This window comes from Maricaulis sp. CAU 1757 (assembly GCF_054482675.1).
In genome coordinates this window covers 1,106,620-1,124,356 of sequence record NZ_JBTLRI010000001.1, presented here as the reverse complement: position 1 = coordinate 1,124,356, position 17,737 = coordinate 1,106,620, and the positions used below count along the sequence as shown (strand labels likewise).

21 protein-coding genes are annotated in these 17,737 nt (G+C 66.3%); 15 read left to right on the top strand and 6 right to left on the bottom strand.

What is annotated here, in order from left to right; all coding sequences use genetic code 11:
- Positions 1–24: 24 nt before the first annotated feature.
- Entirely contained in the window at positions 25–1,959 is a 1,935-nt protein-coding gene (locus ACXYMR_RS05300; RefSeq protein WP_458941714.1) for a cation:proton antiporter, read from the bottom strand.
- A gap of 73 nt (positions 1,960–2,032) precedes the next feature.
- Between ACXYMR_RS05300 and ACXYMR_RS05295 the strand changes: the two genes are divergently transcribed.
- Positions 2,033–2,284, top strand: coding sequence for a hypothetical protein (locus tag ACXYMR_RS05295; RefSeq protein WP_458941713.1), 252 nt, complete (start codon positions 2,033–2,035; stop codon positions 2,282–2,284).
- Here the strand turns inward: ACXYMR_RS05295 and ACXYMR_RS05290 are convergent.
- Positions 2,281–2,835: a hypothetical protein gene (locus ACXYMR_RS05290; protein WP_458941712.1), complete on the bottom strand. Its 555-nt coding sequence runs from the start codon at positions 2,833–2,835 to the stop codon at positions 2,281–2,283. The two genes, ACXYMR_RS05295 and ACXYMR_RS05290, sit on opposite strands and share 4 nt — an antisense overlap.
- A 62-nt stretch (positions 2,836–2,897) precedes the next feature.
- On the opposite strand from ACXYMR_RS05290, the gene ACXYMR_RS05285 reads away from it, so the two are divergent.
- On the top strand, positions 2,898–3,896 hold the full coding sequence (locus ACXYMR_RS05285; protein ID WP_458941711.1) for a glycerophosphodiester phosphodiesterase family protein: 999 nt from the start codon (positions 2,898–2,900) through the stop codon (positions 3,894–3,896).
- 101 nt (positions 3,897–3,997) lie between these two features.
- Here ACXYMR_RS05285 and ACXYMR_RS05280 read toward each other — a convergent pair whose 3' ends face one another.
- Positions 3,998–4,213, bottom strand: coding sequence for a cold-shock protein (locus tag ACXYMR_RS05280; RefSeq protein WP_458941710.1), 216 nt, complete (start codon positions 4,211–4,213; stop codon positions 3,998–4,000).
- 316 nt (positions 4,214–4,529) lie between these two features.
- On the opposite strand from ACXYMR_RS05280, the gene ACXYMR_RS05275 reads away from it, so the two are divergent.
- The 6 genes from ACXYMR_RS05275 to ACXYMR_RS05250 all read left to right on the top strand — a co-directional run bounded on the left by ACXYMR_RS05275 (position 4,530) and on the right by ACXYMR_RS05250 (position 9,728).
- A complete protein-coding gene (locus tag ACXYMR_RS05275) occupies positions 4,530–4,823 on the top strand; it encodes a hypothetical protein (RefSeq protein WP_458941709.1) in 294 nt (97 codons plus the stop codon).
- A gap of 103 nt (positions 4,824–4,926) precedes the next feature.
- On the top strand, positions 4,927–5,949 hold the full coding sequence (locus tag ACXYMR_RS05270; RefSeq protein WP_458941708.1) for an aspartate-semialdehyde dehydrogenase: 1,023 nt from the start codon (positions 4,927–4,929) through the stop codon (positions 5,947–5,949).
- A 605-nt stretch (positions 5,950–6,554) separates the two neighbouring features.
- Entirely contained in the window at positions 6,555–7,469 is a 915-nt protein-coding gene (gene rarD, locus ACXYMR_RS05265; RefSeq protein ID WP_458941707.1) for an EamA family transporter RarD, read from the top strand.
- Positions 7,470–7,551: 82 nt separating this feature from the next.
- Positions 7,552–8,553: an alpha/beta fold hydrolase gene (locus ACXYMR_RS05260; RefSeq protein ID WP_458941706.1), complete on the top strand. Its 1,002-nt coding sequence runs from the start codon at positions 7,552–7,554 to the stop codon at positions 8,551–8,553.
- A gap of 105 nt (positions 8,554–8,658) precedes the next feature.
- Positions 8,659–9,126, top strand: a complete 468-nt coding sequence (locus ACXYMR_RS05255; protein ID WP_458941705.1) for a hypothetical protein — start codon at positions 8,659–8,661, stop codon at positions 9,124–9,126.
- 137 nt (positions 9,127–9,263) lie between these two features.
- The gene (locus ACXYMR_RS05250; RefSeq protein ID WP_458941704.1) at positions 9,264–9,728 is read left to right on the top strand and encodes a hypothetical protein; all 465 of its coding nucleotides are present in this window, start codon (positions 9,264–9,266) and stop codon (positions 9,726–9,728) included.
- On the opposite strand, the gene ACXYMR_RS05245 is transcribed toward ACXYMR_RS05250, so the two are convergent.
- Together ACXYMR_RS05245 and ACXYMR_RS05240 are read right to left on the bottom strand one after the other, a co-directional pair.
- The gene (locus ACXYMR_RS05245) at positions 9,725–10,864 is read right to left on the bottom strand and encodes a serine hydrolase domain-containing protein (RefSeq protein WP_458941703.1); all 1,140 of its coding nucleotides are present in this window, start codon (positions 10,862–10,864) and stop codon (positions 9,725–9,727) included. The genes ACXYMR_RS05250 and ACXYMR_RS05245 overlap by 4 nt on opposite strands.
- A gap of 60 nt (positions 10,865–10,924) precedes the next feature.
- A complete protein-coding gene (locus ACXYMR_RS05240; protein WP_458941702.1) occupies positions 10,925–11,806 on the bottom strand; it encodes a PfkB family carbohydrate kinase in 882 nt (293 codons plus the stop codon).
- 35 nt (positions 11,807–11,841) lie between these two features.
- Between ACXYMR_RS05240 and ACXYMR_RS05235 the strand changes: the two genes are divergently transcribed.
- Both ACXYMR_RS05235 and arsC read left to right on the top strand, forming a co-directional pair.
- On the top strand, positions 11,842–12,690 hold the full coding sequence (locus ACXYMR_RS05235) for an HpcH/HpaI aldolase/citrate lyase family protein (RefSeq protein WP_458941701.1): 849 nt from the start codon (positions 11,842–11,844) through the stop codon (positions 12,688–12,690).
- An 87-nt stretch (positions 12,691–12,777) separates the two neighbouring features.
- The gene (gene arsC, locus ACXYMR_RS05230; protein WP_458941700.1) at positions 12,778–13,131 is read left to right on the top strand and encodes an arsenate reductase (glutaredoxin); all 354 of its coding nucleotides are present in this window, start codon (positions 12,778–12,780) and stop codon (positions 13,129–13,131) included.
- A gap of 61 nt (positions 13,132–13,192) precedes the next feature.
- Here the strand turns inward: arsC and ACXYMR_RS05225 are convergent, their stop codons facing one another.
- Positions 13,193–14,107 carry a LysR substrate-binding domain-containing protein gene (locus ACXYMR_RS05225; protein WP_458941699.1) on the bottom strand — a complete coding sequence of 305 codons (915 nt, stop codon included), beginning with the start codon at positions 14,105–14,107 and terminating at the stop codon, positions 13,193–13,195.
- A gap of 121 nt (positions 14,108–14,228) precedes the next feature.
- On the opposite strand from ACXYMR_RS05225, the gene ACXYMR_RS05220 reads away from it, so the two are divergent.
- The 5 genes from ACXYMR_RS05220 (at position 14,229) to ACXYMR_RS05200 (ending at position 17,696) form a co-directional block, all read left to right on the top strand.
- Positions 14,229–14,780 (top strand): peroxiredoxin, encoded by a 552-nt coding sequence (locus ACXYMR_RS05220; protein ID WP_458941698.1) that lies wholly within the window; start codon positions 14,229–14,231, stop codon positions 14,778–14,780.
- A 146-nt stretch (positions 14,781–14,926) separates the two neighbouring features.
- Positions 14,927–15,448 (top strand): carboxymuconolactone decarboxylase family protein, encoded by a 522-nt coding sequence (locus ACXYMR_RS05215; RefSeq protein ID WP_458941697.1) that lies wholly within the window; start codon positions 14,927–14,929, stop codon positions 15,446–15,448.
- Positions 15,449–15,577: 129 nt separating this feature from the next.
- Positions 15,578–15,874, top strand: coding sequence for a hypothetical protein (locus tag ACXYMR_RS05210; protein WP_458941696.1), 297 nt, complete (start codon positions 15,578–15,580; stop codon positions 15,872–15,874).
- A gap of 136 nt (positions 15,875–16,010) precedes the next feature.
- Entirely contained in the window at positions 16,011–17,285 is a 1,275-nt protein-coding gene (locus ACXYMR_RS05205; RefSeq protein ID WP_458941695.1) for a dicarboxylate/amino acid:cation symporter, read from the top strand.
- An 84-nt stretch (positions 17,286–17,369) separates the two neighbouring features.
- Positions 17,370–17,696: a hypothetical protein gene (locus ACXYMR_RS05200; RefSeq protein WP_458941694.1), complete on the top strand. Its 327-nt coding sequence runs from the start codon at positions 17,370–17,372 to the stop codon at positions 17,694–17,696.
- Positions 17,697–17,737: the final 41 nt, after the last annotated feature.

The following is a 17,737-nucleotide window of genomic DNA, read 5'->3' as shown; positions in this document are numbered from 1 at the left end:
GCCCCGGCCGGGTCGTGGACCCGGCTAGTCCGACTTCGCCTCGTCCTCGCTGAAACCTTCCTCGGCCCGCTCCTCGCGCTCGGCCCGGGCCTTGCGGTCGGTGCGCTGGCGCGCCGTGCGTGTCTGTTCGGGCGGGGCAAAACGGACAATCACCGTGCCGGGTGCGTCGGGAATATCGACGCCGGAGCCAAGCAGGGTCACCTGCCCCTTGGCCGAGCGCGCCAGGATCAGGTCGGCATTGTCGCCACTTTCTTCCAGGAAACGCTCCAGCGGGTATTCCTCCGACAGGCGGGTCGCCTTGAAGGTCCAGCCCAGCCACCAGTCGCGGGCCAGGCTGTCATAGCTGCGGCCGCGCCGGATCAGGGTGCGTCCGCGGGCGGTGTAGGAGATCGCCCGCTTGTCGTCCTTGGCCGGGTCGCTGCCATTGGCGGCATCGAAGGCGGACAGCTGGAACACGTGGCTGCGGCCCAGTTCGGGCGCGTAATCGACACACACCAGGGCGTTGTAGGCATCGTTCGAGGTGGTCGCCAGCAGGGCAGCAAACCGGCTCGGTTCGAGCCGCCACTCGGCATCCTCCGACAGGACCTCGCCATAGAACACCGAATGCCCGGCCAGCCGGGCCTCGCGCAGGCGGCGCCAACTGGTGTCGGCGATGGTGACGGCAATGTCAGCCTTCTTGAGCGCCTCGGCGAGGCCGAGGCTCCACGGGTTGGCGCCAACGATGAGCATGCGGTCGGGTCCTGTCTCGGTCAGGCGCAGCAGGCGCGCCAGCGGACCGGCGGCCAGGCCGGCCATGAACACCGACGCAAACACGGTGGCAAACACCAGCGGAGCCAGGATCGAGGTCTCCTCGCGGCCGACATCGACCAGTTCCGCTCCGAGGTGGCCGGCCGTGGCCGCGGCCACGACACCGCGCGGGCCGATGAAGCCGATAAAGGCCATTTCGCGCCAGTTGAGACCCGAGCCCAGCGTGGCCAGGAAGACCGCGACCGGGCGCACCAGCAGCATGAACACCAGCACGAAGGCCAGATGGTACCATTTCAGCGCCGTCACATCGTCGATCGACAGGTCGGCGGCGAGCACGACGAAGACGCTGGCCACCAGGATCGCCGCCAGGCCTTCCTTGAAGCGGCGCATCTCGTCGATGGAGGCGAGGCGGGCATTGGCCAGGACGAGGCCGAACAGGGTCACGGCGACGAGGCCGGTCTCCGCGGCCAGTTCCTCGGCGAGCGCGAAACAGACCAGGACAGCGCCCATGATCAGCGGCGATTTCAGCGGTTCGGAGACCCAGCCGCGGCGGAAGGCGTAGGACAGGCCATAGCCGAAGGCAAAGCCGAGCGCCGCGCCGATAATGGCGCCGACGACAAGCGCGAACACGGCCCCGGCGAAACTCTGACCGAGCGCGTTCTGGTGGATGACCTCGAAGGCAAAGACGGCGATCAGGGCGCCGATCGGGTCATTGACGATGCCTTCCCATTTCAGCACCGAGGCAACGCGGTGCGGCAGCTTGGCCTGGCGCAGCAGGGGCAGCACCACGGTCGGACCGGTCACCGTCATCAGGCCGCCGATCATGATGGCCAGCGACAATTCGATACGGGCCACGAAATACAGCGCCAGCGTACCCAGCAGCCAGGCGATCGGCAGGCTGATGAAGACCATGCGGCGTACCGGCTGGGAGGTCTCGCGCAAATCCCTGAGATTGAGCGTCATCCCGCCTTCGAACAGGATGATGGCCACGGCCAGGGCAATCATCGGCCTGAGATAGCCGCCGAAGGTTTCCGCCGGTTCCAGCAGTGGCGCGCCGGACATCAGGGTCCAGATCGGACCGAGCAGCAGGCCGGCCCCCATCATCAGGATGATGGAGGGGAAGCGCAGGCGCCAGGCCAGCCATTGAGCAAGGACACCTGAACCCGCGATGAGCGCGACAGTCAGGGTGAAGTCAGGCGGAGCGTGTAACATTTGTCCTCGTTAGCGCGTTTTGGAGGGGACGTCGCTACTTCTTGTTGTTTCGACAGAGGGAGATAATCCCGGCATGCCTGCCGAACAGACCACCCTCCTGACGACCCTGCTGACGACCCTCCTGGTCGTCGGCCCGTTCGCCATGCTGGGCGCGTTCGGCATTGTGCGCACGGCGCGCATGGTGACCCGGCTGGTCCTGCGCGGCAAGCTCATTGCCAGTCTCGGCCTGGCCGTCCTGATCTCCGTTCTGGGCGCCTTCGGCCTGCTCGGTGCCAGCGTCTCGATCGACACCGTCCTCGACCTGCTGAACAAGGCCTCGGACTAGTTCGCTTCGTCTGCCGTTTCCGGCGCTTCGACAAGCGGTTCGTGCAGGAAATCGAAGCCGATCGTGCGCTGGCCGTAATCGCCGTGCTCATAGGTGTCCGCCTGCTCACCGAACCAGTTGATCAGGTGCTGGTGCAGGTGCGCGTACAGCTCCTGCAGGCTGGTCTGGTCGAGCGGCAGGTCGATCTCGTAGGTGCCGCCCCTGGCAATCGAGATCTCCACCTTGTCCCCCTTCTTGGAACAGGTCAGCACCATGCGCAGCCAGTCCCCGGTGTGCGAGACCATGACGGCCAGACCGAAACTGATCGGCCCCAGCGGCAGGAAGCTGTTGCCGGACACCGAGAAGGCACCGCTGCGATAGGCACGCGGGGCCCAGGCGCCTTCCGGCGGCACCAGATAGACGCAGCGGCCCTGCTCATGGCCGCGCCAGGCGCAGAACCCGTCGGAGAGGTTTTCCGCGACGCTGCGGATGATGGCGTAATTGTCGAGGCTGAACCGGCCATAGCGCTCCGCCACCTCTGCCAGTTCGTCGAAACGCGATGGATCACTCATGGGCTACTCCCGTTACCTTCCGACTGAAGCTAATGTGTCCGCGCACCGAACGGGAGGGCCGAATGGCCAGTAAATTCATTCAGGTCGCCGGTTTGTCCGCTTTCGCCATGCTGTGCAGCTGTGCCGAGGGGGCGGGAGGAGTCGCGGAAATGCCGAACTGGACCACGCTGAACGGCGAGCCGCCGCTGGTGATCGCCCATCGCGGAGCCAGCGGCGAGCGGCCGGAGCACACACTCGCCGCCTTCCGGCTGGCCATCGAACAGGGCGCCGACGTCATCGAACCGGACCTGGTGATGACCCGCGACGGGGTTCTGGTGGTGCGTCACGACCGCTATCTCTCGACCTCCACCGATGTTTCCGAACGCCCGGAATTCGCCGACCGCCGACGAACCGAGGACGGGCGCGAGGACTGGTGGGTGGACGACTTCACCCTGGCCGAACTGCAGACCCTGCGCGCCGTGCAGCCGCGGCGCGGTCGCGATGATCAATGGGACGGGCAGTATCCGGTGCCGACCTTCGAGGCCGTGCTGGATCTCGCCTCCGAGCATGGGGTGCGTATCGAGCCCGAGGTCAAATCCCCGGCCCGGCTGGCCGAGCTCGGCCTCGACCCGCTGCCCGAACTGGTGCGCATCCTGCGCCAGCGCGGGCTCGACGGTGCCGACGCCCCGGTCATGGTGCAGTCTTTCGAGCCGCGTTTCCTGGCCCGTCTCGACGCCGAAATCGATACCCCACTGGTGATGCTGGTCTTCCCGATGTCGCAGATCGATCCGGACGCGCCGCCCGGCCAGCCCAGCGTCGCGCTCGACGACCTCGCCGCCTATGCCGACGGGGTCGGCCCGGCCAAGGCACTGGTCATGACCTCCGGGGGTGAGGACACCGGTTTCGTGGCCGAGGCGCATGCCCGCGGCCTGGTGGTGCACCCCTGGACCTTCCGCGATGACGACCCGGTCTCGCCCGAGCTGGATATCGAGGCCGAACTGCGCCGCGCCTACGAGATCGGCGTCGACGGCGTGTTCACCGACTTCCCGGCGACGGCCCGCGCCGTGCGCGAGGACTACTGAGCCCCATCCTGACGCGAGTGCCCTGCATCGAACACGCACGAAAAACGGCGCGGAGATCGCTCTCCGCGCCGTCTTCAGATCGTGATGATCCTGAGGTCCGACTATTCGTCGGCGAACTGCAGGTTCACGGCCTTCGGGCCCTTGCCACGACGGTCCGGCTCGGTTTCGAACTCGACCTTCTGCCCATCGGACAGGCCCGGCATGCCGGACGCCTGGACGGCAGAGATGTGCACGAAGACGTCATTGCCGCCCTCATCCGGGGTGATGAAGCCAAAGCCTTTGCTTTGGTTGAAGAATTTGACCGTACCTGTGGCCATGGGGGGAACCTTCCCTATGTGCACCGCGTCCGGGCATAAAAAGTGCTCAGTGTCAGCGTCCTGACACCGGTATTACGGACGTAGTAAGTCGGGGAAGGCTGAAGTCGTATTTGATCCGAAGCCAGGGGCAAGGCCCTTGGATTGCGGGGTAGGCGATCAGTATTCCGCTCGGCCTTAACGGCCGCCCGTGTGGGCGATATGCGCACGGATCGGAGCAGAACGCAAACGAATCCGGTGTGCCGCGGGTTTTTGATGATGTCCCGCGGTCCTGCCTGCAAGGCTTGACCATGACGCCCTGCAACAGGAGGCTCGGCGCATGTCCCGACGCCGCTTCCTCGACCGCACCCGCAGCCAGTGCGACCGCCAGCGCAAGAGCGGCGGATTCAATCCCGCCGGCATGATCCGGCTGGCCGGTTTCGGCGCGGCCCTGGTCGTGGCCGTCGGCGTCTATGTCGGTTTCGCGCGCCAGGGCGAGACCATTTACGACGGCCGCTGGGGTGTGCTGCAGCGCCTGGTCACGCCGCTCTTCTTCGGCATCAACGCGCTGGAACTCATCGTCTTTGCGCTCGTTGGGCTGGTCGCCTGGCGGATCTGGGCGCGCATGCGCTAGCACGGCAGGCCAACCCGCCACGCAATTGCCACTGGCCAGCCGGGCGATGCTTGGCTAAGGGCAGGGCCACACAGCATCAGCAGCACACACAGGGGTCATCATCATGGGCGTCAGGGTCGCGGTCTTCGGAGCCACCGGTGCGGTCGGCAAGGAAATGCTCACCATCCTCGCGGAACGCCTGTTCCCCGCCGACAAGGTGCACGCGCTGGCCAGCCGCAAGTCGATGGGCGTCGAGCTGTCCTATGGCGACCGCACGCTGAAATGCGAGAGCGTCGACGGGTTCGACTTCTCCAAGGTCGATCTGGTGCTGATGTCGGCGGGCGGCGAAGTGGCCAAGGACTGGGCCCCGCGCATCGCCAAGACCGGCGCCGTCGTGGTCGACAATTCCTCGGCCTGGCGCATGGACCCGGACGTGCCGCTGGTCGTGCCGGAGGTCAATCTGGACGCCATTGACGGGGTGAAGAAGAAGAACATCGTGGCCAATCCGAACTGCTCGACGATCCAGCTCATGGTCGCGCTCAAGCCGCTGCACGACCGCGCCGGCATCAGCCGCGTCTCCTGTGCCACCTACCAGTCGGTGTCCGGCGCCGGCCAGGCGGCGATGGACGAGCTGTGGACCCAGACCAAGGGCATCTATGTCAATGACGGCGTCACGCCGGATGCCTTCACCAAGCAGATCGCCTTCAACGTGATCCCGCACATCGACGTCTTCATGGAGGACGGCTCCACCAAGGAAGAGTGGAAGATGATGGCGGAGACCAAGAAGATCCTCGACCCGAAGATCAAGCTGTTCGCCACCTGCGTGCGCGTGCCGGTCTTCGTCGGCCACGCCATTGCCGCCCATATCGAGCTCGACGAGCCGCTGAGCGCCGACGAGGCCCGCGACCTGCTGCGCGAGAGCCCGGGCCTGATGGTCATCGACAAGCGCGAGGACGAGGGCTACGTCACCCCGGTCGAAAGCGTCGGCGAGTTCGCCACCTTCGTCAGCCGCGTCCGCGAGGACCCGACGGTCGAGAACGGCCTGGCGCTCTGGGTGGTGGCCGACAATCTGCGCAAGGGCGCGGCGCTGAATGCCGTGCAGATCGCCGAAGCGTTGAACAATCGGGGCTTGCTGCGTCAGGGGTGAGCCGTCGCACCCGTTTCCCCCGCCTTCATGGCGGGACCTCCAATCCTGCCATCACCCTCAATTCCTGCCACCCGTCACGATCATCCGGTCCGAGGCCCGCCATGAAGGCGGGGGAAACGGGGTGCGTTGACAAAAAGGAGCGCCCGGAGCGCCGGCACCTATCCATTCATCTCTTGCCGAGAGTCCGCCTCAGAGGGTGAAAGCTGTCAAGGGTTTCAACCGCTTAACGGCCCCGCGGGCCCTTGACAGCTTTCACCCTCTGAGGCCCGCTGGCTGACAAGAGATCAATGGTCTTTTCCGCGCACGGCGCGATCCCTACCAACGTCTCCGACCCTTCGTCATCCCACGGGGCCGCGCAGCGGCATCCGGGGGACCTCAGCTATCAGGTTGGCGGGACGAGCGAAGTTCTTCCGGCGGGCCTGTTGGGTGAGGTCCCCCGGATCCCGGCTTCGCCGGGACCGTGGGATGACGATAGTTTGGGCGCGGCTTTAGGCAGGGCCACTTCTCGTCCCCCCATTCCCGCACCCCTCCCATTCGCAAGAAATGGGTCGCAATGGCGACGCCGAGGCTCTAAGTGCGGTTTCTGACCCGTGCCGGAGCCCGCCATGTCATCGTCCACACCCGAACACCACAAGGCGGCCATTGCCGGCCTCACCGGCTATCTGATCTGGGGCCTGTCGCCGCTCTTCTTCAACCTGCTGGACTTCGCCACGGCAGTGGAGATCGTGCTGCACCGGGTGATCTGGGCGGTGCCGCTGCTGCTGGGCGCACTGATCGTGTCAGGCAAGCTGAAGCCGGCGCTGAAGGCGCTGGCGGACCGGCGCACGCTGATCACCCTGCTGACCACGGCGGCGCTGATCTCGGTCAACTGGTGGCTGTTCGTCTATGCGGTGAATTCCGGAAACGTCCTGCAGGCCTCGCTGGGCTATTACATCAACCCGCTGGTCTCGGTGGCCTTGGGCGTGGTCATCCTGCGCGAGCCGCTCGGGCCGTTCCGCATCGCCGCCATTGTGCTGGCCGCCATCGGTGTGGCCAACCAGGTCATCACCGTCGGCGTGGTGCCGTGGATCTCGCTGACCCTGGCCTTCACCTTCGCCAGTTACGGCTATCTGCGCAAAGTCGCCTCGGTCGACGGCCGGGTCGGGCTGTTCTGGGAAACCGTCTTCATCCTGCCCTTTGCGGTCGTCGGCCTGGCCTGGCTGCAGGCCACGGGCGGCGGGCATTTCTTCACCACGCCCGGCCAGGCCCTGCTGCTCATGGGCACCGGCCTGATCACCGTGGTGCCGCTCCTGTGCTACATCATTGGCGCGCGCGGCCTGCGCCTGTCGACCATGGGCGTGCTGCAATTCATCGCCCCGAGCCTGCAATTCGCCATCGGCGTGATGAATGGCGAAACCTTCACGGTGTCGCACATGATCACCTTCGGCTTCATCTGGGCCGGGGTCATCGTCTTCGTCTATTCCATCATCCGCCGCGAGCGCCGGGCCGCCGTGCCACCGCTCGCCCCGGCGGGAAAGTAGGCGCCAAACGCCTTCCTGCGTCTTGACGCCCGCCTGTGGCGGCGTTCTGCTGGGCCAGTGACGTGACCCGGGAGCCTGCCGCATGACCGACTTCCCCGCCCCCCAGCGCATCGCCACCAATGGCATCGAACTGTCCGTGCACATCGCCGGACCGGAGGACGGGCAAGCGCTCCTGCTGGTCCATGGCTGGCCGGAGCTGGCGTATTCCTGGAAGCACCAGCTGCCCATCCTGGCCAATCACGGCTACCGGGTGATCGCACCGGACCTGCGCGGCTTCGGGGGCTCGGACGCGCCCAGCGCCGCCTCGGCCTATGGCATCGACACGCTGGTCGGCGACCTGACCGGCTTGCTCGACACGCTGGGCCACGAGACGGCGGTGTTTGGCGGGCATGACTGGGGCGGCATCATCACCTGGCATGCCGCAATGCTGGCGGCCGACCGGGTGGCCGGGGCGATTGGCGTCAACACGCCGCACCTGCCGCGCGGGGCGGAACCGCCGACGACCTATTTCCGCGAGTTGGGCGGCGATGACCACTACATCCTGCGCTTCCAGGAGCACGGCTATGCCGAGGCCATCTTCGAGGACCGCGAGGACGAATTCTTCGAATTCATCTTCGGTTCGGCGCCCAGGGCCGACCAGCTCGACAGCCTGTTCCCGGGGATCACCCACATTCCGAAGAAGTTCCAGGAATTCGAGAGCCGCGACGAGAGCCGCATCGTGGTCGGGCCGGAAGACCGCAAGGTGTTCGCCGACGCCTACCGCAAGACCGGCTTCGGGCCGGGCCTCAACCTGTACCGGAATTTCGATGCCAACTGGGAGCGCATGGGCGGCGTCGACCACCGCCTCGACATGCCCTGCCTGATGATCGCCGCCGAGTGCGATTTCATGCTGCCGCCCAAGCTGGCGGGCTGGATGCCGGCCCTGTGCACCGACCTGGAAATGAAGACCATCCATGATTGCGGGCACTGGACGATGTGGGAGCACCCCGAACAAGTGACCGCCGACATGCTGGACTGGCTGCAGCGCCGCTTCCCGGCCGGCGGCCAGCCCCGCAGGGACTCCGAAAAGCTAACAAAAGCCTAACGATTTCCGTCAACTCCGCCATATTTAAATCCCCGAATCGACTCGCATTCTTCATATTCCGGAGTCAGTCTGGTGGCCTGGGAAAACGGGCTATGGGGGCTCTTCATGAGCTATTTCTGGCTGCATCACGACGGTGTCGAACTGTCCGAACTGGCTTTGACCGGACCGTTCAGTGACGAAACCCTGGCGCTCGCCTTCGACGCGCTGGCGGCCTGGCCGGACTGGTCACCGACGCGCCAGATCCTGGTCTCGGCCGAGGCGGCAACCGGCTCGGGCAGCCTCACCGTGTCAGGCTTCATCCAGTACCGGGCCTTCCTGCAGGCCTGGGACACCCAGTTCCGGCCCGTCAGCGGGGCGCGCACGGCCCTGGTCATGCCGGACCCGCTCAAGCACACCCTGGCCCAGGTCTGGGAAGGCCTCGCTCGCGACCAGGTCAGTGTCGAGGTCAACGTGTTCCGCGACCGCCGCTCGGCCGTCGACTGGCTGCTCGGCGAACGCCGGGTCGATGCGCGCCCGCCGGGCGGGCACACCGCGGCCCTGGCCGGACAACGGCATATCCGCTCGGCCCTCTGAACGCCCGTACGGGAACAAAAGACATCCGATTCCGTTGTGAAATCGTACCCATGGGTATGGTTAACGGCGTTCGCGCCAGTCACGGCCGGAGCAAAGTCGGATCGAGCCGACAGCTCTCCCGGTCATCGGAGCTCGCAATGAACAAGATTGGCTGGACCTTCCATGATGCCCGCCGGATCGCGGAACTGGTGCTCGACGGCACGGTGACGGCGGCCGGTCTGCAGGCCGCCTTCCAGCGTCTGGAGAAAAGCCCCAAATGGGACAAGGACTGGCAGATCATGCTCGTCGCCGGACCCGGGGCGCGCCTGGAAGAGCTGACTCTGCCGGCGCTGCGCCTGCACCAGAGCTTCATCCTCGGCTGGAACCTGCGCCACCGCCGCATGCGCGGCGCGCGCACTGCCTTTGTCAGCAATGACGCGCTCAAACTGGCCATCGCCCGCCTGTGGGAGACCGTCAGCCGCCTCGAATCCGCCGTCAATGTCGCCGCCTTCGACGACCGCGACGCCGCCATGGACTGGCTGCGCCCGGGCGTCGACGACCGGCCGCGCCTCGACGTCATACCGGGCGGGCGCGGCGAGGAAATGCGCGTGGGACAGGTCTAGAGACAGCCGTACACCGCCTCGATAAGACGCGTCGGGCGCGGATCCCCGGCCAGGAAATGCTGCTGCCGGTTCATCACATAGGCGCCTGACAGGGCCCGCACCGGATCGGCAAAGGCGCAGGACCCGCCCCAGCCGGAATGCCCCACGGCCTTGGCTTCCGGGCCATAGAAGCCCGGTTTCTCGTTGCGCATCACGCCGGCGGCCCAGGACAGGTCGAAGGGCAGCACCTTGTCCGGCCCCTCGACGCGTTCGCGCACCAGCGCCGCGAAGGTCGCCTCCGACAGGAAAGCCTCTCCCTCGAAATCTCCGCCCTGCGCATAGATCGCCATCAGCCGGGCCAATGCACCGGCGGTGGCGTGCGCATTGGCTGCGGGAAATTCGGCCTGGCGCCACTCCTCGGCCCCGCGCCGGCCCGGCGAGGACCACGGCTTGAGAAAGGCCAGCGTCCTGTATTCGTTGATTTCACCGAGGCTGGGCACCTGTTTCGGCATGGCGTGCTCGGCCACCCGGTTGTGCTCTTCGAGCGGTGTGCCGACGAAAAAGTCGATCCCCTTCGGCCCGCACATGTCCTCGCGCAGGATGGCACCGATCGAGCGCCCGTCCGTGCGCAGGGCCAGCGCATCGGCGATGAAACCGAACGTGACCGGGTGATAGCCCGAGCCCGTGCCCGGCGGCCACAGCGGCGCCTGTTCGGCCAGCCGGGTCTCGATCAGCTCGCGGTCGAACCAGTCGCCGGCCTCCATTTGCTGGGCGATGCCTGACAGTCCGGCCTGGTGCGACAGCGCCTCGGCGACCGTGATCGCAGCCTTTCCTTCGGCGGCGAACTCCGGCCAGTACTTGGCCACCGGCGCCTCGTAATCCAGCAGGCCGCGTTCGACGAGCCGTGCCATGACCAGCGCCACCACAGCCTTGCCGGTGGAGTAGACCGGGACCAGCGTGTCGGCCTGCCAGTCCCGCGACTTCTTGCGGTCGGCCCAGCCGGCATGGATGTCGATCACCACTTCGCCGTCGATGCGCACGGCAAAGCCGGCCCCGATCTCGTCATGCTCGGTCCAGTTGGCGAGGAAGGCGTCGCGCACCGGCTCGAAGCCGGGGGCGACCTGGCCGTGTACGGCCGGTGTTGAGGCGTTTGTCATAGCGTGAGGGCTAACCGCACCGCGCCGCGCGATCAAGCGTTCGGGCAAGCGGTCCCGGATTCAGCGGACCAGGTCACCCACCGCTTCAGCCTCGAGCGTGAGCAGCGGCTGTTTCAGCACATCGACCGCCGGCACCAACGGCAATTCGCGGCCGTTCCACTGCTGGGCCCGCTTGACCACGGACAGCGTCGCGGCACAGGCGTGCTCGAGCGCCGGCTTCGGCTCGTCGCCGGCGACAATGCGCGCGGTGAAGGCCGCGGTCAGCACGTCGCCGGTGCCGTGCGGCGCCTTGGGGCAGCGCTCATGGGTGACCAGCCAGGCTTCCTGGCTGTCGACATAGAGCACCCCGATCTGGCCCTGCCGGGGCAGGGACGACACCAGGACCGGGCAGTCCAGCGACTGCGCCGCCCGCACCATCGACGCCAGATCAGTCAGCGCGCGACCGGTGATATGGCCGAGTTCGAAGGCGTTCGGCGTGACCAGGTCGGCGCGCGGCACCAGCTGGTCCTTGATCGCCGCGGCAATGGCCGGCTGGATGTACAGCCCGCCCGGCGCGTCACCCATGATCGGGTCGACGACCACCATGGGCTGGTCGCTCCAGGCGCGCCCCCACTCGTTCCGGCGCTCGCTCTTGCGCACCACGTCGATCACCGAGGCGGCGTCGAAGACCTGGCCGACATCGGCGAAATATCCGGTCAGGACCACGTCGGTGACGTTGAGCATGCCCTGCTCGACAATGCCCGACAGGATGCCCTGCATCATCTCCTGTTCCACCATGCCGCCACCCGGCTCGCCCCAGCCGGGGTGGCGGCCATACAGCACGGTCGGCACCAGCATGGTGTCGACCCCGCCGGCATTGAGCACGCGCTGCGACGCCCCGCCGCCGACCAGCGAGGCGCTCACATGACTGGACAGGATCAGGGCCATGGGCATGATTTCCATGCTATAGCCGATTTCCAGCCGACCCCAAGCGCTTCATGAAACGACTGATCCGTTCCGCCCTCTTCGTGCCCGCCGCCAAGCCGCGCGCGATCGACAAGGCCGCCCATGCCGGCGCCGACCTGATGATTCTCGATCTCGAGGACGCGGTCGGGCCGGAGGAAAAGGCGGAAGCGCGCGACCGGGTCGCCGACGCGCTGGCCCGCTGGGACGTCTCCGGGGCCATCCGTGCCGTGCGCATCAATGCGCTCGACAGCGAGTGGGGCCAGGCCGACCTGCGCGCGGCCGCCCGGGCCGACGCCATCGTCCTGCCGAAGGTCGACCAGGTCGGCGATCTTCATGCCGCCCGCTCGGCCCTGAGCTCGCACGGCTCCTCGATCGCACTGTGGGCCATGATCGAGACCCCGCGCGCCCTGCTCAATGCCGACTCGATCGGCAGCGCCACCGGCACCGGCCTGGCCGGGCTGATCGCCGGCACCAATGACCTGTGCAAGGAATTGCGCTGCACCGCGGCGCAGGACCGCATCGCCCTGGTGCCGCACCTGGCGCGCATCGTCTGCGCCGCCCGGGCCAACCAGTTGTACGCCCTTGACGGCGTCTACAACCAGTTCCGCGACCCCAAGGGCTTCCGGGCCGAAGCGGAACAGGGGCGTACGCTGGGCTTTGACGGCAAGACGCTGATCCACCCCGGCCAGGTCGACCTGGCCCACCTGTATTTCGGCCCGACGCCGGATGATCTGGAACATGCCGCCCGCATCGTCGCCGCCTTCGCCGACCCGGAAAATGCCGGCAAGGGCGTGATTTCGCTGGACGGCGAAATGGTCGAACGGCTGCACCTGGACGCCGCCCGGGCCCTGCTTTCCGCTGGCAGCGGCAATGACGGATAGGCCCGCACAGGCCACAATAAATGCAGATCAAGCCTTGATGTTGCCCGCAAAGAGCGGCTTTCATCTAGGTCAATTGAGGGAAAATGCATGAGCGACAAGACAATCATCTGGCATAATCCGCGCTGCTCCAAGTCGCGCCAGACCCTGGCCCTGCTGCAAGCGCGCGGCGGCGAACTGGAAATCCGCGAATACATGGACGACACGCCGAGCGTGGACGAACTCAAGGCGGTGATGAAGAAGCTCGGTTATACCTCGGCGCACGAATGGCTGCGCAAGACCGAACCGGACTACCGCGCCCTCAGCCTCAAGGCGACCGAGGACGAGGAAGAAGTGTTCAAGGCCATGACCGAGTATCCAAAGCTGATCGAGCGCCCGGTCGTGATCTATGGCGACAAGGCCATGATCGGCCGTCCGCCGGAGCAGGTGCTGGAACTGTTCTAAACCCGCTGGCGCGCCAGTCGCCGCACGGTCCGCCGAGGTGCGCCGGTGAGCACGCCTGACCTCACGCCGCCTCGCGTGGCGCCGGGCCGAGGATGGCCTGCATCGCCTCGCCCAGCATGACCGCCTCTTCGGCCCGGGCCGAGCCGCGCCGCCAGGCGACGCCGATCTCGCGGCCGGCGACGGGTGGATCAAAGCGCTTGACGGCCAGGTCCATGTGATCGACGAGGCCGGCGTCCACGGCCATCTTCGGCAGCAGGGTGGCGCCGAGCCCGGATTTCACCATGTGCACCAGCGTATGCAGGCTGGTGGCGGCAAAATCGCCGCGCGCCGTGCCGGTCGAACAGGCGGCCAGGGCATGATCGCGCAGACAATGCCCGTCCTCGAGGAGCAGGAGCGGCTCGTCCTCGAGGTCGCGCGCCGACAGGCTCTGCGTGTCGGCCAGCGCATGGTCCGGCGGGCAGGCAAAGAGAAACTCGTCCGACCAGATCGATCGGGTCTCGATCTGTTGCGCCTCGTAGGGCAGGGCCACCAGGGCGGCGTCAATGCGGCGCTCGCGCAGCGCCTCGTAGAGATGCTCGGTGAGGTCCTCACGCAGGAAGAGCTTGAGCTCCGGGAAGCGCGATCGCAGGGCCGGCAGGACACGCGGCAGAAGGAAGGGTGCGATAGTCGGGATGACGCCGAGCCTGAAGGGACCGTTGAGCGGCTCCCCGGCCGCCTGTGCCGCCGTGACCAGGTCTTCCGCCTCGGCCATCACCCGGGTGGCCCGCTCGAGCACCGCCTCTCCGGCCGGGCTGAGGACCGCGCCGCGGGCGCCGCGCTCGACCAGATTGGTGCCGAGGATGGTCTCCAGCTCCTTGATCGCCGCGCTCAGGGTCGGCTGGGTCACGAAAACCGCCTCGGCGGCACGGGAGAAACTGCCGTGTTCGGCCAGGGCGATGAGGAATTGCAATTGGCGCAGGGTCGGGAGCTGGGACATGGTATAGATAATACCTATGCGCTACCCAAAAACAATCCATTGGATTTATCTGAACGGATCACGCATATCGCCGTTACCGAACAACAGGCCCTCGGGCCACCATGCAAAACGGAGAATTCATATGCTGGGTATTGGCGACAAGCTCCCCGATTTCGAAGTCACTGGCGTCAAGCCGCGCTTCAACGCACACGAAGAGAACGGCGAGTCGGCCTTCGAGCCGATCACCCAGGACAGCTTCGGCGGCAAGTGGAAGATCATCTTCTTCTACCCGAAGGACTTCACCTTCGTCTGCCCGACCGAGATTGCTGCCTTCGCCGGCCTGAATGACGAGTTCGCCGACCGCGACGCGGTTGTCATGGGCGGCTCCACGGACAACGAGTTCTGCAAGCTGGCCTGGCGCCGTGACCACCCGGATCTCGACAAGCTGCCGATCTGGCAGTTCGCCGACACCACCGGCTCGCTGGTCGACAGCCTGGGCATCCGTTCGCCCGAAGGCGTGGCCTACCGCTACACCTATATCGTCGACCCGGACGGTGTGATCCAGCACGTCTACGCGACCAATCTCAATGTCGGCCGCAATCCGGAAGACACGCTGCGCGTCCTCGACGCCCTGCAGACCGATGAGCTGTGCCCGTGCAACCGCTCGGTCGGCGGCGACACGCTGGCAGCCTGATCGGCAACGATCACACGTAAAGACGGGTTGATCCTGCCCTGATCCCCGTCCGGCCCCGGAACCTGTTTCCCCCCAAGCGGGTTCCGGGGCTCTTTATTGCCCTACCATTGCGAACAATTCGCAAATCAGACTTACAGGAGTTCCTGATGAGCCTCGACGATCTGAAATCCGCCCTCCCCGACTACGCCAAGGACCTCAAGCTGAACCTGTCATCCCTGGCGCGCGAGACCGATCTCGACGACCAGAAGAAATGGGGCACATTCCTGGCCTCGGCGCACGCGGTCGGCGAACCGAGAACCCTTGCCGCGCTCACTGCGGAAGCGGAGGCCGTGCTCAGCCCGGAGGCCTTCCAGGCCGCCAAGGCCGCCTCGGCGATCATGGGCATGAACAATGTCTATTACCGCTTCATCCACCTGTCGAAGAACAAGGAATACGGCACCCTGCCGGCCAAGCTGCGCATGAACGTGCTGGCCAATCCCGGCGTCGACAAGGCCGATTTCGAACTCTGGTCGCTGGCCGTTTCCGCCATCAATGGCTGCGGTCTGTGCATTGACAGCCACGAGGCCGAACTGCGCAAGCACGGCCTGAGCTCGGCCCAGATCCAGACCGCCGTGCGCATTGCCGCCACGGTCAATGCGGTCTCCCGCGTTCTGGCCGCAGAGGTCTAAACCGACCCAAAAACGGCCCTTCCGAAGCTCTTAAGAAGCTCTAACAAGCCGTTAATTCGTCGTCATTTATCCGCGCGCTAACGATGAGTTGCGCGCGGATAAAAAACTCCGTACAATGAATGTATGTCGATGATTGACCATACGTTCGATCCGCTCCCGAAGCGGACCCCGGAGGACCGCCACGAGGTCCAGACCGGACAGGGCTGGTTCTCCAGCAAGACCATGGACCGTGCCGCCCATTTCGCCGATGTCAGCTGGACCCGCGTTGCCGCTCCGGCCGTGCTCAGTCTGGCCTGCGTTGTCGCCGGCTTCGCCATGAGCGGCGGCCTGCTGCCGGCCCTGCTGGTGATCGGTGGCGGCCTCGGCAGCCTGTTCAGCCTGCCCGCTGTCGCCCTCAAGGCCACCGTCAGCCTGTACCGCGCCTGACACCTCGCCCGGACCACACACCCGCCCCTTTGCCACTCCCAACGACCTCCGCCGATTGACGCTCGACGTACACTGGCTAGTGTGCGCTCGGTGAGGGATGCGTCCGTTTGCGACGCGGGGAACAAGGAATTGCGTCATGGGTTGGTGGTTCGGAATCAAACTCTGGCAGCGCGTGCTCGTCGCCCTTGTCCTGGGCGTCGTCTTCGGCCTGCTCGCCTCCAACACGATGGGCCAGGAAGCCGCCACGGTGTGGATCGAGACCTGGGTCAAACCGGTCGGTGACCTCTTCATCACCCTGATCCGCATGCTCATCGTGCCGCTGATCTTCACCACCCTGGTGGCCGGCGTGATCGCCATGGGCAAGCCCTCCAAGCTCGGCTCGCTCGGCATCAAGACCATTGCCCTCTACCTCGCCACAACCTTCTTCGCCAACGTCATCGGCCTGACCTTTGGCGCCATCCTGCGCCCCGGCGCCGGTGCCGATCTCGGCGATGTCGAGGCTGTCCCGGTGTCCACCGAGGCGCCGTCCGTGGTCGATCGCCTGCTTGCCGTGGTGCCGACCAACCCGGTTGCCGCCCTGGCCGACGGCGACGTGCTCGCCATCATCTTCTTCTCGCTCCTGCTCGGCGTCGGCATCCTGGGCTCCGGTGTCGCCGGCAAGCCGCTGGCCGACCTGTTCAATTCCGCTTCCGACGTGGTCCTCAAGATCACCCACTACGTCATGGAAGTGGCGCCCTTCGGCGTGTTCGCGCTGGTCGCTTATACCGCCGCCAGCCAGGGCCTCGAAGCGCTGCAGTCGATCATCGTCCTGATCGTGGCCGTCTATCTCGGCCTGATCACGCACGCCCTGATCACCTACGGCATCCTGATACGCTTCATCCTCGGCCTGCCCTTCTTCCGCTTCCTCAATGACATGACCGATCCGATCGCGGTGGCCTATTCGACGGCCTCGTCCTCGGCCACCCTGCCGGTGACCATTGCCGCGGCCACGGACAATCTGGGCATCAAGAAATCGGTGGCCGGCTCGGTCCTGCCGCTGGGCTCGACCATCAACATGGACGGAACGGCGCTGTACCTGGGCATCCTGGCCCTCTTCACCGCCCAGGCCTTCGGCTACGACCTGACCTTCATGAATTACGTGATGATCGCCTTTACCGCGGCCATCGTCTCGATCGGCGCCGCCGGCATCCCGTCGGCCTCGCTCTTCCTGCTGGCCATCGTGCTGGAGACCTTCGGCGTGACGCCGGAGCACACGGCAATCATCGTCGGCTTCATCCTGCCGGTCGACCGCATCATGGACATGGCCCGCACCGCAGTGAACGTCACCGGCGACGCCGCCGTGGCCACCGCCGTGGCCAAGTGGGAAGGCCAGCTCGACGAGGAACAGTTCCGCGCCGCGCCGCAGATCTAGGTCGGGCCTTGCCCGTCGCTTGGCCGGCCTGATCCGTTCGCGGGCGGCGGGCGTACTTCCTTCGACATCCCGAAGGAGTTCGCCATGCCTGCCGCCCTGCGCATCCCCATCGCCCTCGCCAGCCTCGCCCTGCTGGCGCTCATCGCGTGGGCCATGGCGACCGGCAATTTCTCCGCCGCCGGGGCGTGGCTGACCAGCGACCCGTGGGGTCTCGTCACCCTCGCCGACCTGTATCTCGGCTTCGCTTTCATCGCTGTCATCATCGCTGCCGTGGAGCGCAAACCGCTCGCCGCCGTGTTCTGGATCACACCCCTCTTCGTGCTGGGCAATCTATGGACAGGGGTGTGGCTGGTCGTGCGCGGCGGCCGGCTGTGGCGCCGCCTTAACGAAAACCTTGGCGCCAGCCGCTAAACTCACCCGTTCGGACCGCTAGCGGCCTGATTTGGCGGAGC